Annotated in this window: 13 protein-coding genes; 7 read left to right on the plus strand and 6 right to left on the minus strand. The window is 56.6% G+C overall.

What is annotated here, in order from left to right; all coding sequences use genetic code 11:
- Nucleotides 1-73 precede the first annotated feature (73 nt).
- Together ACN28Q_RS03820 and nfo are read left to right on the plus strand one after the other, a co-directional pair.
- Nucleotides 74-1,156 carry a YeiH family putative sulfate export transporter gene (locus tag ACN28Q_RS03820; protein ID WP_095845112.1) on the plus strand — a complete coding sequence of 361 codons (1,083 nt, stop codon included), beginning with the start codon at nt 74-76 and terminating at the stop codon, nt 1,154-1,156.
- A gap of 98 nt (nt 1,157-1,254) precedes the next feature.
- Nucleotides 1,255-2,094: a deoxyribonuclease IV gene (gene nfo / locus ACN28Q_RS03825; protein WP_095845113.1), complete on the plus strand. Its 840-nt coding sequence runs from the start codon at nt 1,255-1,257 to the stop codon at nt 2,092-2,094.
- A 108-nt stretch (nt 2,095-2,202) separates the two neighbouring features.
- Here the strand turns inward: nfo and adhP are convergent, their stop codons facing one another.
- The 4 genes from adhP to fruB form a co-directional block, all read right to left on the minus strand.
- Nucleotides 2,203-3,216 (minus strand): alcohol dehydrogenase AdhP, encoded by a 1,014-nt coding sequence (gene adhP / locus ACN28Q_RS03830; protein ID WP_095845114.1) that lies wholly within the window; start codon nt 3,214-3,216, stop codon nt 2,203-2,205.
- A gap of 417 nt (nt 3,217-3,633) precedes the next feature.
- The gene (fruA, locus tag ACN28Q_RS03835) at nt 3,634-5,334 is read right to left on the minus strand and encodes a PTS fructose transporter subunit IIBC (protein ID WP_095845115.1); all 1,701 of its coding nucleotides are present in this window, start codon (nt 5,332-5,334) and stop codon (nt 3,634-3,636) included.
- A 13-nt stretch (nt 5,335-5,347) separates the two neighbouring features.
- Nucleotides 5,348-6,289 carry a 1-phosphofructokinase gene (gene fruK / locus ACN28Q_RS03840; RefSeq protein WP_095845116.1) on the minus strand — a complete coding sequence of 314 codons (942 nt, stop codon included), beginning with the start codon at nt 6,287-6,289 and terminating at the stop codon, nt 5,348-5,350.
- The gene (fruB, locus tag ACN28Q_RS03845; protein ID WP_095845117.1) at nt 6,286-7,419 is read right to left on the minus strand and encodes a fused PTS fructose transporter subunit IIA/HPr protein; all 1,134 of its coding nucleotides are present in this window, start codon (nt 7,417-7,419) and stop codon (nt 6,286-6,288) included. The genes fruK and fruB overlap by 4 nt, the downstream gene beginning before the upstream one ends.
- Nucleotides 7,420-7,666: 247 nt before the next feature.
- On the opposite strand from fruB, the gene ACN28Q_RS03850 reads away from it, so the two are divergent.
- Nucleotides 7,667-8,083: a nucleotide triphosphate diphosphatase NUDT15 gene (locus ACN28Q_RS03850; RefSeq protein WP_095845118.1), complete on the plus strand. Its 417-nt coding sequence runs from the start codon at nt 7,667-7,669 to the stop codon at nt 8,081-8,083.
- A 144-nt stretch (nt 8,084-8,227) separates the two neighbouring features.
- Entirely contained in the window at nt 8,228-9,406 is a 1,179-nt protein-coding gene (locus tag ACN28Q_RS03855; RefSeq protein ID WP_095848907.1) for a sugar efflux transporter, read from the plus strand.
- Nucleotides 9,407-9,418: 12 nt separating this feature from the next.
- Here ACN28Q_RS03855 and ACN28Q_RS03860 read toward each other — a convergent pair whose 3' ends face one another.
- Nucleotides 9,419-9,673 (minus strand): YkgJ family cysteine cluster protein, encoded by a 255-nt coding sequence (locus tag ACN28Q_RS03860; RefSeq protein ID WP_095845119.1) that lies wholly within the window; start codon nt 9,671-9,673, stop codon nt 9,419-9,421.
- 349 nt (nt 9,674-10,022) lie between these two features.
- On the opposite strand from ACN28Q_RS03860, the gene mtr reads away from it, so the two are divergent.
- Nucleotides 10,023-11,267 carry a tryptophan permease gene (gene mtr, locus ACN28Q_RS03865; RefSeq protein WP_095845120.1) on the plus strand — a complete coding sequence of 415 codons (1,245 nt, stop codon included), beginning with the start codon at nt 10,023-10,025 and terminating at the stop codon, nt 11,265-11,267.
- A 116-nt stretch (nt 11,268-11,383) separates the two neighbouring features.
- Nucleotides 11,384-11,956 (plus strand): elongation factor P-like protein YeiP, encoded by a 573-nt coding sequence (gene yeiP / locus ACN28Q_RS03870; protein ID WP_095848908.1) that lies wholly within the window; start codon nt 11,384-11,386, stop codon nt 11,954-11,956.
- A gap of 79 nt (nt 11,957-12,035) precedes the next feature.
- Here the strand turns inward: yeiP and ACN28Q_RS03875 are convergent, their stop codons facing one another.
- Entirely contained in the window at nt 12,036-12,344 is a 309-nt protein-coding gene (locus ACN28Q_RS03875; RefSeq protein ID WP_095845121.1) for a YmdA family protein, read from the minus strand.
- Between the two features lie 322 nt (nt 12,345-12,666).
- On the opposite strand from ACN28Q_RS03875, the gene ACN28Q_RS03880 reads away from it, so the two are divergent.
- Nucleotides 12,667-13,641: a CobW family GTP-binding protein gene (locus ACN28Q_RS03880; RefSeq protein ID WP_095845122.1), complete on the plus strand. Its 975-nt coding sequence runs from the start codon at nt 12,667-12,669 to the stop codon at nt 13,639-13,641.
- The last annotated feature ends 35 nt before the right edge of the window (nt 13,642-13,676 follow it).

Below are 13,676 nucleotides of genomic sequence, written 5' to 3' on the forward strand. Positions count from 1 at the left end.
CATATAATCAATTTCTCTTTTATACAGCCAAAACGTAGGCTTACGGGTAAACGATAAGACAAGGATTGAACCTATGGCTGCGGATATCACCCATATTCTTCCCCGCCGGCACACGTTGCCGTTTCGGGCAACCCACCTGCTGCCGGGGCTGCTGCTAACCGCGTTAATCAGCGCAGTCGCCGTCTGGGCAGCCGCTATCCCCTTGGTGGCGGAATTGGGGCTTGGCGCCCTGACGCTGGCGATCATTTTCGGCATCCTGGCGGGCAACACGCTCTACCCCTGGCTGCAACCGGTTTGCCACAGCGGCGTACAGCTGGCCAAACAGCGCCTGCTGCGCCTGGGCATTATCCTTTACGGCTTCCGCCTGACGTTTCAACAGATCGCCGACGTCGGCGCCACCGGCATCATTATTGATGCGTTGACGCTGAGCAGCACCTTCCTGCTGGCCTGCTGGCTGGGCAAAAGGTGGTTCGGCCTGGATCGCCAAACCACCATGCTGATCGGTGCAGGCAGCAGCATCTGCGGAGCGGCGGCGGTGATGGCTACCGAGCCGGTATTGAAAGCCGATTCCAGCAAAGTCGCAGTTGCGGTATCCACCGTGGTGGTCTTCGGTACGCTGGCGATTTTCGTCTACCCGTGGCTGTACCAGCTCAATGCGCACTTTCAATGGGTTGGCTTCAGCCAGCAAACGTTTGGCATCTACGCAGGCTCCACCATTCATGAGGTGGCGCAGGTGGTGGCCGCTGGGCACGCCATTGGCCCGGATGCGGAAAATGCCGCCGTCATCGCAAAAATGATCCGCGTGATGATGCTGGCGCCGTTTCTGCTGCTCCTTTCCGGCTTTATCAGCCGCAGCGGCAACGGCATGCAGGCAGAAAAATCCGCCATTACCATTCCGTGGTTCGCGGTGTTGTTTATCGCCGTCGCGGGCCTGAACTCGTTTCAGCTGTTGCCGGCGCCGCTAGTGCATACGCTGATCGCCGCCGATACCTGGCTGCTGGCCATGGCGATGGCGGCGCTAGGGCTGACTACTCATATCGGCGCAGTGCGCCAGGCCGGGATGAAGCCGATTCTGCTGGCGACGCTGCTGTTCATCTGGCTGATTATTGGCGGCGGCGCGATTAACCTGTGGATTTCACACCTGATGCATGCCTGAACGCGCTCGCCCATCTGGGCGGGCGCAACCCGTTGTTCCCCCATTCAATCTCGCCGCCATCAATGCCATAATGGCACCGATAATACAGGAGAATAAAAATGAAATTTGTCGGTGCACATGTCAGCGCTGCGGGCGGCGTGGATCAAGCCGTGATCCGCGCCCACCAACTGGAGGCAACCGCCTTCGCTCTGTTCACCAAAAATCAGCGCCAGTGGAAAGCCGCCCCGCTGTCGGCTGAAACCATCGATAAGTTCAAAAGCGCCTGCGCGCAGTATCACTATGGCCCGGAACAGATTCTCCCGCACGACAGCTACCTGATTAACCTTGGCCACCCGGTCGCGGAAGCGCTGGAAAAGTCGCGCGACGCCTTCCTGGATGAAATGCAGCGCTGTGAGCAACTGGGGCTGACATTACTGAACTTCCATCCAGGCAGCCACCTGATGCAGATCGATGAAGATCGTTGCCTGGCGCGCATCGCCGAATCCATCAACATTGCGTTGGATAAAACGCGTGGCGTCACCGCCGTGATTGAAAACACCGCCGGCCAGGGCAGCAATCTCGGCTTCCGCTTTGAGCACCTGGCGGCAATCATTGCCGGCGTAGAAGACAAAAGCCGCGTCGGCGTATGTATTGATACCTGCCACGCGTTCGCTGCCGGTTACGATCTGCGCAGCGAGGAAGAGTGCGAAAAGACCTTCAGGCAGTTAGACGATGTGGTGGGGTTTCATTATTTGCGCGGTATGCATCTCAACGATGCCAAGAGCGAATTCAACAGCCGCGTTGACCGTCACAACAGCCTGGGGGAAGGCAATATCGGCAAAACCGCGTTCAGCTATATCATGCGCGATCCTCGCTTTGACAATATTCCGTTGATTCTTGAAACGGTAAACCCGGATATTTGGGCGGAAGAGATTGCCTGGCTGAAGGCACAGCAATAACACGAGGAAAAGTGGGTTCGCCCCTCTGCTAACCCAGCCGGCGAGCGCCTGGCTGGGTTAGATAAAGCGCTGTTTTAATGAACCGCCTGCATCAAAGCAGGCCGGCAATTAGCGCGTCTTGAAATCAATAACCATGCGGCCTTTGATTTTGCCCTGTTCCATTTCATGGAAGATGGCGTTGATGTCTTCCACCGGGCGCAGGGTGACTTTCGGCACCACTTTGCCTTCGGCGGCGAAGGCGAACGCTTCCGCCAGATCCTTACGGGTACCCACCAGCGAGCCTACAACCTGGATACCGTCCAGCACCAGGCGTGGAATGCTCAGGCTCATGGCCTCCGGCGGTAAGCCAACGGCAACCACGCGCGCGCCGGCGCGCACGGCGTCAACGGCAGAGTTGAAGGCGGCTTTGGCAACCGCAGTCACCACGGCGGCGTGTGCCCCGCCCACTTTTTCCTGGATCACTTTCGCCGCATCTTCATTGCGGGAGTTAATGACCAGATCCGCCCCCATATCACGGGCGAAATTGAGCTGTTCGTCATTCACGTCCACCGCAATCACTTTGGCGTTGAAAACGTTTTTCGCATATTGCAGCGCCAGGTTACCCAGGCCGCCCAAACCGTAAATGGCGATCCATTCACCCGGCTCAATCTGCGAAACCTTAACCGCCTTATAGGTGGTCACACCGGCGCAGGTCACGCTGCTGGCAGCGGCGGAATCAAGCCCGTCAGGCACTTTGACCGAATAGTCGGCCATGACGATGCACTCTTCCGCCATCCCGCCGTCCACCGTATAGCCGGCATTTTTTACCGAGCGGCACAGGGTTTCATTCCCTGAAGTACAGTATTCACAGTAACCACACCCTTCAAAGAACCAGGCCACGCTGGCACGATCGCCCACTTTCAGCGACGTCACGCCAGGGCCGACGGCCGTCACCAGGCCAACACCTTCATGGCCGAGCGTCAGGCCCGTCCTGTCACCGAAATCGCCGTTTTTAACGTGCAAATCCGTGTGGCACACCCCACAGCAGTCCATTTTCAACAACGCTTCGCCGTGACGTAACGGGCGAACTTCTTTACTCACCACCTCAACCTGATGATCCGCGGTAACTACTGCTGCTTTCATCGATTAACTCCCTAAACAATAAAAAAGGATAATGAAAATCATTATCCTTGCTAGTTTAAATTATTACGCTTGGTAATGGGAAGTGCATATCTTTGCGTCTTGCACATGAATTACAAGAAGCGGTAAATCCGTCGATTAAAGCGTAGCAGTATGAAATTTAATCGCAAAGACGATAATATGTAAGCAGAAATTACCACATGCACCGGATGGTTTTTCACGGGTTCAAAACGATGGTGGGCTGTTTGCTGTTTTCTGGTAGCCGTAATCCGTGCAACAACACATAAAGAAAATGCCAGTCAGATACGCTGACTGGCATTAATATTATTAATCTATCCGTTAATGCTTCAAGTTACAGCCGTTTTGTGTTTATGTTCTGCAACTCGAATTATTTTGGAAATATTATAAATTGTTCTACGATTACGCTGCGCTGGCAGCCGGCACTTCCGCACGTTTCAAAATCGCGTAGGCGACACCCGCTACGACCGTACCGGCAATGATCGAGACCAGATACAGCAGCACCGGACTGATAGCACCAGGGATCAGCAGCACGAACAACCCGCCGTGCGGCGCCATCAGTTTAGCGCCAAAGGCCATCGACAGCGCACCGGTCAAGGCACCGCCGACGATACAGCAAGGCAATACGCGCATCGGATCGCGGGCCGCGAACGGGATCGCCCCTTCAGAGATGAAGCACAGGCCCAGCACCAGTGCCGCTTTGCCCCCTTCACGCTCAGACTTCTCGAATTTACGTGCAGCCAGCAGCGTCGCCAGGCCCATGGCCAGCGGCGGCACCATACCGGCAGCCATAATCGCCGCCATCGGCGCATAAACCGAAGAACTCAGCAACGCCACACCAAAGGCATAGGCCGCTTTGTTTACCGGGCCGCCCATATCGGTACACATCATCGCACCGAGAATGGCGCCCAACAGCACCGCGTTAGCCGTACCCAGCGATTGCAGCCAGTTGGTCAGGCCTTCCATGATTTTCGCCACCGGCGTACCGACCACATAAATCATGACCAGACCGGTAACCAGGCTCGCCACCAATGGAATAATCAATATTGGCTTCAGCGCTTCCATACTCTGCGGCAAATGCAGCTTGCTGCTGATGAACTTCGCGACATAACCGGCCAGGAAACCGGCGATGATACCGCCGATAAAACCAGCACCCGTGCTCACGGCCAGCATCCCGCCGATCAACCCTGGGGTTAACCCCGGGCGGTCAGCGATAGAAAAGGCGATATACCCGGCCAGAACCGGCACCATCAGGGCAAAAGCCGAGCCACCGCCGATCTGCATTAACGCAGCTGCCAACGTGCCCTTAACTTCAAAGGCTTTAATGCCGAACACAAACGACAGCGCGATACACAAGCCGCCCGCCACCACCATCGGCAGCATGTAAGACACACCGGTCAACAGGTGGCGATATGGGCCCGTCCCCGTCCCTTCTTTCTTGCCCTTGCCGCCGGCTTTGGCAGGATCGCCGTTTTTCTGCGGCTCGAACACTTCCGCTTCGGCCACCGCTTTATCCAGCTCCTGCGCCGTTTTCTTCAGCGCCAGGCCGGTGGTGGTCCGGTACATACGTTTACCGGCGAATTTATCCAAATCGACTTCAATATCCGCAGCCACCACAACCAGATCGGCCGCTTCCACTTCTTCCGGCGTGATCACATTGCCGGCGCCCACGGAGCCACGGGTTTCCACCTTCACCCACCAGCCGCGTTTTTTCGCTTCGGTTTCGATGGCCTCTGCCGCCATGAAAGTATGCGCGACGCCGGTTGGACAGGCCGTTACCGCCACAATACGCAGCGGGCCGCTGGCCTTTTTCGCCGGTGTGACCGCCTGCGGCGCCTGGTAAGGTTTCGCTTCCGCCTGCGCCTGTTTCAGGAACGCCTCAGGTTCACGCACCGCGTGCTCTACATCCCCGACGTACACTTTTTTGCCATTGAGCGCCGGATCCGCAGGCGCCGCCTGGCCAACCACGACCACCAGTTCCGCATCCGCCGGCGTTTTAACCAGCGTCAGCCCGGCTTTTTCCGTCGCAGCACCCAAAATACGTTGCGCCAGGTGACCAGATGCTTGCCCCAGCGAACTGTCTATTATCAGCAGCGTTTTCATCCTGCCTCCTGTCCTAGCTGTTAAAAGGTTTCAGATCGACGCGCGCCATCATCGCGGCCAACTGAGGGCGATCGGTCACGCCAACGTTGCTCTGGCTAACGGCCAGTGCAGCCACGGCGGTGGCCAAACGCAGAGTATGCTCGCTGGATTCACGCATCAGCAGGCCATAGATCAGGCCGCCAACCATAGAATCGCCGGCACCCACGGTGCTCACCACTTCACAAGCCGGCGGTTTGGCAATCCAGGCGCCGGAGGCGTTAACCCATAGGGCGCCTTCGGCCCCCAGTGAAATCACCACATGGGCAATACCCTGTTCGCGCAGCGCGTGCGCGGCTTCCACCACGTCTTGCAGCGTCGGCAATGGCCGCCCGGCCCAGATTTCCAGCTCGCGGCGGTTTGGCTTAACCAGCCAGGGCGAAGCCTTCAGCCCGGCGACCAGCGCTTCGCGGCTACTGTCAAAAATGATACACGGACACTGCGCGCGCAGGCGTGTCATCCAGTCGGTAAAGGCTTCCGGCGCTACGCCGGCCGGCAGGCTGCCGCTGACCGCCACCATATCGAACTGGCCCAGCCAGCTCAGGGAGTCGGTGACGAAACGCTCCCAATCCTGCTCCGTTACGTCAAAACCGGAGAAGTTCAGATCGGTCACTTCGCCGTCTTTTTCCGTTAGCTTCACGTTGATACGCGTGCGGCCTGGAACAACCTGAAAACGGTTGGCAATCCCCAGATCGCTAAACAGCAGTTGGAAACCATCCTGGTTCTCTTTCCCCAGGAAACCACCGACGGTGACGTCGATCCCCAGATCCTTTAATACCTTGGCAACATTTATGCCTTTGCCCGCCGCATGCAACCCGGTGGTTTTCACCAGGTTAACTTCACCGCGTTCGATTGCCGGGCAAAACCCCACCAGATCGTAAGCAGGATTCAGCGTAATTGTTGCAACCCTTCTGCTCATGCTGCCCCCTCGCCCAAACCTTCACTAATTGCTTCGCCGATCGCTTTCAGCGCAGCTTCAGCATCCTCGCCGTTGGCGGTAAAGCGCAGGTGATGCCCTTTTTTGACGCCCAGCGCCACCACTTTCATCAGGCTGCGGCCGTTAACCGGTTTGCCCGTACCATCCAGATTGGTCACGGTGATTTCACTGTTGAATTTCTTGATCACGTTCACCAGCATTGCGCCTGGGCGAGCATGCAGGCCGTGATCGTTATGGATCACATATTCTGCCGTCAGCACTTCGCTTTGCTCTGCAACGTCGCTGGTCAGCAGCGCCAGCACACCGGCGGCATCAGCGTTCAGCAAACGTTCAGCTTTATTCGCCTGCAGCAAATCGCTCAGGTAATTCAGCACGGCCAGCGGTTGTTCATCGGCCACGGCAACGGTCAGCAGCAGCGCCACGTTTTCACCGTCTTCTTCAAATGCCTGCGCCGGGCGGCTTACCGTCGCCGCGCTGTGCAGGTTGCCTTCGGTGCTGTCGCTCAGCCAGATACCCTGCCCCAGGTTCAACGGCTTGTGGGTAATCACATCGCTGACAAAGCTGGCGTTTACCGCGCCCAGTTTTTGCAGGCGGCCGGCGTTCAGCGCCTGCAGCGTCATCAGGCTGTCTGCGGCAACGTCCAACGCGATTAATGAAGCGTCGAATTGGAATTCATCGGCTTGTTTTTCGCCCATCAGCAGGCTGCGTAACTCTTCCGCCGAGGTGGTTTTCGCCATTTGGTCGGCCACGCTGTCGTCGCTCAAGACGTGCGTCAACTGGCGCAACAGCGCCAGGTGCTCATCGGAACGGGCAGCGATGCCAATCACGATATAGGCCGTCTGGCCTTCACCCCAAGTGATCCCCTGCGGGAACTGAAACACCTGAACCCCAGTGTTCAGCACCAGATCGCGGGTGTCCGTGGTACCATGGGGAATGGCGATGCCGTTGCCCAAATAGGTGGAAGTTTGCAATTCGCGCTGCTTCATGCCGTCAACATAACCGGCGCTGACGCACCCGGCGGCGGTAAGCGCGGCGGCAACTTGCTCGATCGCGTCCTGTTTGCTGCTTGCGGTAGCGCCCAGGTGAATGTCTTGCTGTGACAACTGGAACATGACTCTCCTCTCCTGCCGAATTGAATCGTTTCAGCTTTATTGAGAAAAAGGAGCGTTACACAAACCAACCCAGTCAATTTGGTAACGCTGAAACGTTTCAAAGAGTGTGTGACCAGCACAAGCTGAAAGCAAGTTTTCTTAATTTCGACGTGATATATTTTTGACCTTACGCACACTTTCCTTAAGGGCGCGCTAAACAGCACGGCAAAATGAGACGTCGCGCTGAAATTTTGCTGAAGGAGAAAACATGGCGGTATTAACGGGCATCGGGGTGATCATTGTTAACGCAAACGGCGAGATCCTGCTGGGCAAACGCTGCGGCAAGCATGCGCCCTATTGGTCCATCCCCGGCGGCCACCTGGAGAGCGGCGAAAGCTTTGAACAATGCGCCCAGCGTGAAATCGCAGAGGAAACCGGCCTGATGATTGCCCCACCAACCTTTATTGGCGTGAGCAACAACCTGGAAACCTGGCGCCAGGAAGGCAAGCATACGGTATCCATCTGCATGCTGGCGCCACACCCGGGCGGTGAACCGGTGCTGAAAGAACCCGACAAATGTGCCGAATGGCGCTGGTGCCGGCCCGATGCCCTGCCGGAACCCCATTTTGAGGCCAGCCGCAACGCTATCCAGCTGTGGCAAACAGGGCGTGTTTACCCGCAATAACCTGCGCCGCCGTCAACAAATATGCGGCGTTAATCGCAGGAATAATATCTTTACGTTTTAGCGCGCTGAAACCGGTTTTGGTTTGTTTTCAACGCGCGTATGATGCGCGCGTCCTTTTCCCTTTATTGGCCAAATAACCATCGCATGCGCACAACAACCGCAGTCACCCGGCGCCAACCCGATCTTACTTCGCTGGCGTTCATCATCGTCGCTTTTCTCACCGGCATTGCCGGCGCGTTGCAAACCCCAACGCTGAGCCTGTTCCTGACCACCGAGGTTCACGCTCGCCCAACGATGGTCGGGTTGTTTTTTACCGGCAGTGCGGTGATCAGCATCCTGATTAGCCAGTTCCTGGCCAGCCGCTCCGATAAAAAAGGGGACCGCAAGACGCTGATCTTCCTGTGCTGCATGCTGGGCGCGTTGGGCTGCGTATTGTTCGCCTGGAACCGCAGCTATTATCTGTTGCTGATTGTCGGCGTGGTGCTGACCAGCCTGGGGTCTACCGCCAACCCGCAGATGTTCGCCCTGGCGCGTGAACATGCCGATCATACCGGGCGCGAAGCGGTAATGTTCAGCACCATCCTGCGTGCGCAGGTGTCATTGGCCTGGGTGGTTGGCCCGCCGCTGGCTTTCGCCCTGGCGCTGGGGTTTGGTTTCAAAATGATGTACCTGGCCGCCGCGGCCGCGTTTATCGCCTGCGGCATACTGGTATGGAAAACGCTGCCGTCCGTCCCCAGAGCCCTGGCGCCCGCGGGCGGCCGATTGGAAGCGCCACGCAGGAACCGGCGCGATACGCTGCTGCTGTTTGTGGCCTGCACTCTGATGTGGACAGCCAACTGCATGTACCTGATCAATATGCCGCTGTATGTTGTGCATGAGCTGCAAATGTCGGAAAAACTGGCCGGGGTGCTGATGGGCTGTGCCGCCGGGCTGGAAATCCCCACGATGTTGCTGGCGGGCATGCTGGCCAAACGTGCCGGGAAACGCTTGCTGATGCGCTATGCGGTGATTGCCGGCGTGCTGTTCTATGGCGGGCTGCTGTTTATTACCGGCACCTGGCAACTGATTGCCTTACAGTTGCTGAACGCGATGTTCATCGGCGTGCTGGCCGGAATCGGCATGCTCTATTTCCAGGATTTGATGCCCGGCCAGGCAGGTGCCGCCACCACGCTGTATAGCAATACCAACCGCGTTGGCTGGATCATTGCCGGTTCGGTTGCCGGCGCGGCGGCAGAAATATGGAGCTATCACGCAGTGTTCTATTTCGCACTGGCCGCCGTGATGGGATCATTACTGTGCATGTGGCGGCTGAAAGACGCTTAGCCGCTATAGCCCCTAAGGAGCAGTATCCGCTTCCAGCCTGGCCAGATAGATCAACGCCGCATCACGGTGATCGTGGCACATTTCACGGCTGGGCTGCAGGCTGGCGCAGACTTTTGGCCGCAGTGGGGAATGGAACAGCCCGCAGCGCCAGTGTTGATCCAGATGGATACAGCGCGTATTCGCCGGCTTGCCGTTCGGCATGCCGGGCATCGGGCTGGATATAGAAGGCGCGATACAGCAGGCGCCACAGTCGGTACGACAATCCACGGCGCGCTCCAATAGGCTGGCGGCAAGAGAAAGGCGACAATAGCAGTGGCGCTATATTACCGCCAGCATAATCCCACGCCTGGCGCTGGAAACTTTCGCCGGTGTTATTTTCTCCCCCTTTAATAAGCAGCTTGCGGCACCAGGACACGCTCTTATCATCCCCGTTACCAGCACTTACCATTACCACCAGGTAACAAAAAATCGGTTTACCTGCCTCGCATCTCACACAAAAAACAATAACAGCCAAAAATACGCACAAAATACGCAATAAATTGTCTTTACACACACCAATCACGCTCGTACCATTCAGCTAGTACAATCATCACTACCCGAAACCTTCAGGAATCTCATGCCTACGGACACCGTTCAGCCACTCGCCCGCCCCTCCGCACTCGGCGGCACCATGATTATTGCCGGCACCGCGGTCGGCGCCGGCATGTTTTCTATCCCGGTGGTCACGGCCGGCGTCTGGTTCAGCGGCTCGTTGGCGCTGCTGGTTTATACCTGGGCCTGTATGCTGCTTTCCGGCTTGATGATCATGGAAGCCACGCTCAACTACCCTGCCGGCGCCAGCTTCCATACCACCGTCAAAGATTTGCTCGGCAAAGGCTGGAGCACCCTCAATGGCATAGCGATTGCCTTTGTGCTGTATATCCTGACCTATGCCTATATTTCCGCCGGCGGCTCGATCGTCGCGCACACCTTCGCCGGCGCCATCAACGCCAACCAGGCGGCCTGCGGGTTGGTCTTTTCCTGCGTGGTCGGGTTTATCGTGTGGCTTTCCACCCGCGCGGTCGATCGCCTGAGCACCATTCTGATTGGCGGTATGGCCATTAGCTTTGTGATGTCGGTTGGCGACATGTTCACGCAGGTTCAGCCGGCTATCCTCTTCAACCACAGCGATAGCCATGCCCACTATCTGCCTTATGCGTGGGTCGCTCTGCCTTACCTGCTGGCGTCGTTCGGCTACCATGGCAACGTGCCGGGATTGGTGAAGTACTACCATAAAGACAGCGGCACGATTGCCCGCAGCCTGTTGTACGGCACCTTACTGGCGCTGGCGATCTACATCCTGTGGCAGTATGTGATTCAGGGTAATATCACGCGCAGCGCCTTTAAACAGGTGATCGCCGAAGGTGGCAACATCGGCAGCCTGCTGCAGCAAATGGGCAATGTGGCTAACGACCACACCGTCCGGCAATCGCTGAACACATTCTCTTATATGGCGCTGGCCAGTTCGTTCCTGGGCGTGGCGCTGGGGCTGTTCGACTATATTGCCGACTTTCTCAAATTCAGCGATAGCCCCGCCGGCCGGGGTAAAAGCGTGATGGTGACCTTCATTCCCCCTACGCTGGCCGCCTTACTGTTTCCTGATGGGTTCCTGTATGCCATCGGCTTCGCCGGGCTGGCAGCCACCGTTTGGGCAGTGATCACGCCGGCGCTGATGGCGCGGGCCAGCCGCCGGCGTTTCCCACAGGCGCCATACCGCACGCCCGGTGGCGGTTTTGCGATCCTGTTGGTGCTGCTGTTTGGTGGGATTAACGCTGCCGCCTATCTATTAGCACTTTCCGGCCTGCTACCGGTGTTCAAATAACCCGGCGGTAACCCTCGCCATCCAGCGACGGTTTTTGCGGGTTGTACTTGCCTGAAACCGGCGGCGCGGGTAACGTGTCGCAACTTATTAAAACCACCCATTCACAGGTAATAGTTATGGCAAGAGCTAACGAAATCAAACGTGGCATGGCGATCAACTACAACGGCAAATTGCTGCTGGTAAAAGACATCGACGTGCAAAGCCCAAGCGCCCGCGGCGCCAGCACATTGTACAAAATGCGCTTCTCGGACGTTCGCACCGGCTTAAAGGTGGAAGAGCGTTTTAAAGGCGATGATATTCTGGACACCATCACCCTTTCACGCCGTAAAGTCACCTTCTCTTATATCGATGGTGAAGAGTACGTCTTTATGGACGAAGAGGATTACACCCCATACATCTTCAAGAAAGAGCAGATCGAAGATGAGCTGCTGTTTATTCCCGAAGCCGGTTTGCCTGGGATGCAGGTGCTAACGCTGGAAAGCCAGGTGCTGGCATTGGAATTGCCGCAGACGGTAGATATGGAAATCGTAGAAACCGCACCGGGCATCAAAGGGGCTTCCGCCAGTGCGCGCAACAAACCCGCTACCATGTCGACCGGGCTGGTGATTTCAGTGCCGGAATACCTGAGCGCGGGCGATAAAATCCGCATTCATATTCCAGAGCGCCGCTACATGGGCCGTGCCGACTAACCCAAGCGGGTATGGGCGGCATCTAGCGGCAGTATGGATGGGCTTTGCCAGGACGATCGGCCTGGCATCGCCAAGCGATTTAATTATAAGTAATGGTCATCATCGCAAGTTTTTGCTGTTGATTTACCCATGTTACATCGGAATAACCAAGGTTTTGCGGCAGATCCCCGCGGGCAAAATCCGTGTTCTGCAAGGTGCGCTGCTGCCCTTGCAAATAGCTTCCGTCACGGTAGCATGTCGTCTTCAATACAGTAGCCGATACCGTGAAAGAACAAGGGCTTTCCGCTACTGCCCCCGTAAAATAAATGGTACCGGAAGATTTCGCCTGGCTTGCCATCGTCCATGAAAACAATACGCCAACGATCACTAACAACCGACAGGTATTCATGGCAACCTCACTTATTGTTAAGCCTCTTTAACTATAGATGAGATTTATCAGAATAATCGTAGATACGGAAAATTTATTATCGCGATCGAAGAAATAGTGATTTAAAAACAAGCAATAAAAATCCTTCAGCCGTGGCACCATGCACTTTCGCTGGGAATTTTCCGACCGGCAACAACGGCGGAGCGCTTAGCGGCAAAAAGCACGTTTTGCCTTACCACACTAGTATTCATATAGGGCATATTACGCACCGAATTTGCTGCCGATAGCGGCGCGACCCGCTGAAGCATCGCGCCTGGCGGCAGCCTAAAAACAGGACTGTTCAATGACAAAAACCAACCTGATTACCGGCTTTCTCGGCAGTGGCAAAACCACCACCATCCGCCATCTGCTGGCCAGCAAGCCGGAAAACCAACGCTGGGCCGTTCTGGTCAATGAATTTGGTGAAATTGGCATCGACGGCGCCCTGCTGGCAGACAGCGGCGCCGTCCTGAAAGAGATCCCGGGTGGTTGCATGTGTTGTATCAATGGCCTGCCGATGCAGATCGGGCTGAACATGCTGTTGCAGAAGGAAAACCCCGACCGGCTGCTGATCGAACCCACTGGGCTCGGCCACCCAAAGCAGATCTTATCCATTCTGGAGCAGGACACCTATGCCGGCTGGATTGATTTACACGCTTCGATCTGCCTGCTGGATGCCCGCCAACTGGGCGATCCCCGTTATCGGGAAAATGAGAACTTCCGCGATCAGTTGGCCGCGGCAGACGTTATTATTGCCAATAAAAGCGATACCTATCAGCCAGCGGATTTTGCCGCGCTGGATGCCTGGCAAACAGCAAGCGGCGCAGAGCGCCCACTGCATGTGATTGAGCAAGGGCGCATGGATGTGGCGCTGCTTGATCTGCCGCGCACCAATCATGCCAAACTGCCCGATGCGCACCACCACCACGGGCACAGTAAAGCGCCGGGGCTGGCGGCCTTGCGCCTGCCGGAGAACTCCCGCTGGCGGCGCGCGCTGAATCAGGGCCAGGGCTATTCCAGCTGCGGTTGGATTTTTGACGCGGAGACGCAGTTCGATACCGTCGGCATGATGGAATGGATCCGGCTGGCGCCGGTTGAGCGCGCAAAAGCCGTGGTGCGCATCGCCGAAGGCACATTGTTGATCAACCGCCAGGGGCAGGATCTGAATATCGAAACGCGCCAGTTGCCGCCATTAGACAGCCGTATCGAATTGATCCACAACGATGATGCCGACTGGAATAGGTTACAGTCGGCTTTGTTTAAGATTCGTTTAAGTTAACCCTTTTACCGTAAACAGATTTGTTTAACCACAAC

Origin of the sequence: Gibbsiella quercinecans, assembly GCF_002291425.1 — a bacterium.
Taxonomy (GTDB): domain Bacteria; phylum Pseudomonadota; class Gammaproteobacteria; order Enterobacterales; family Enterobacteriaceae; genus Gibbsiella; species Gibbsiella quercinecans.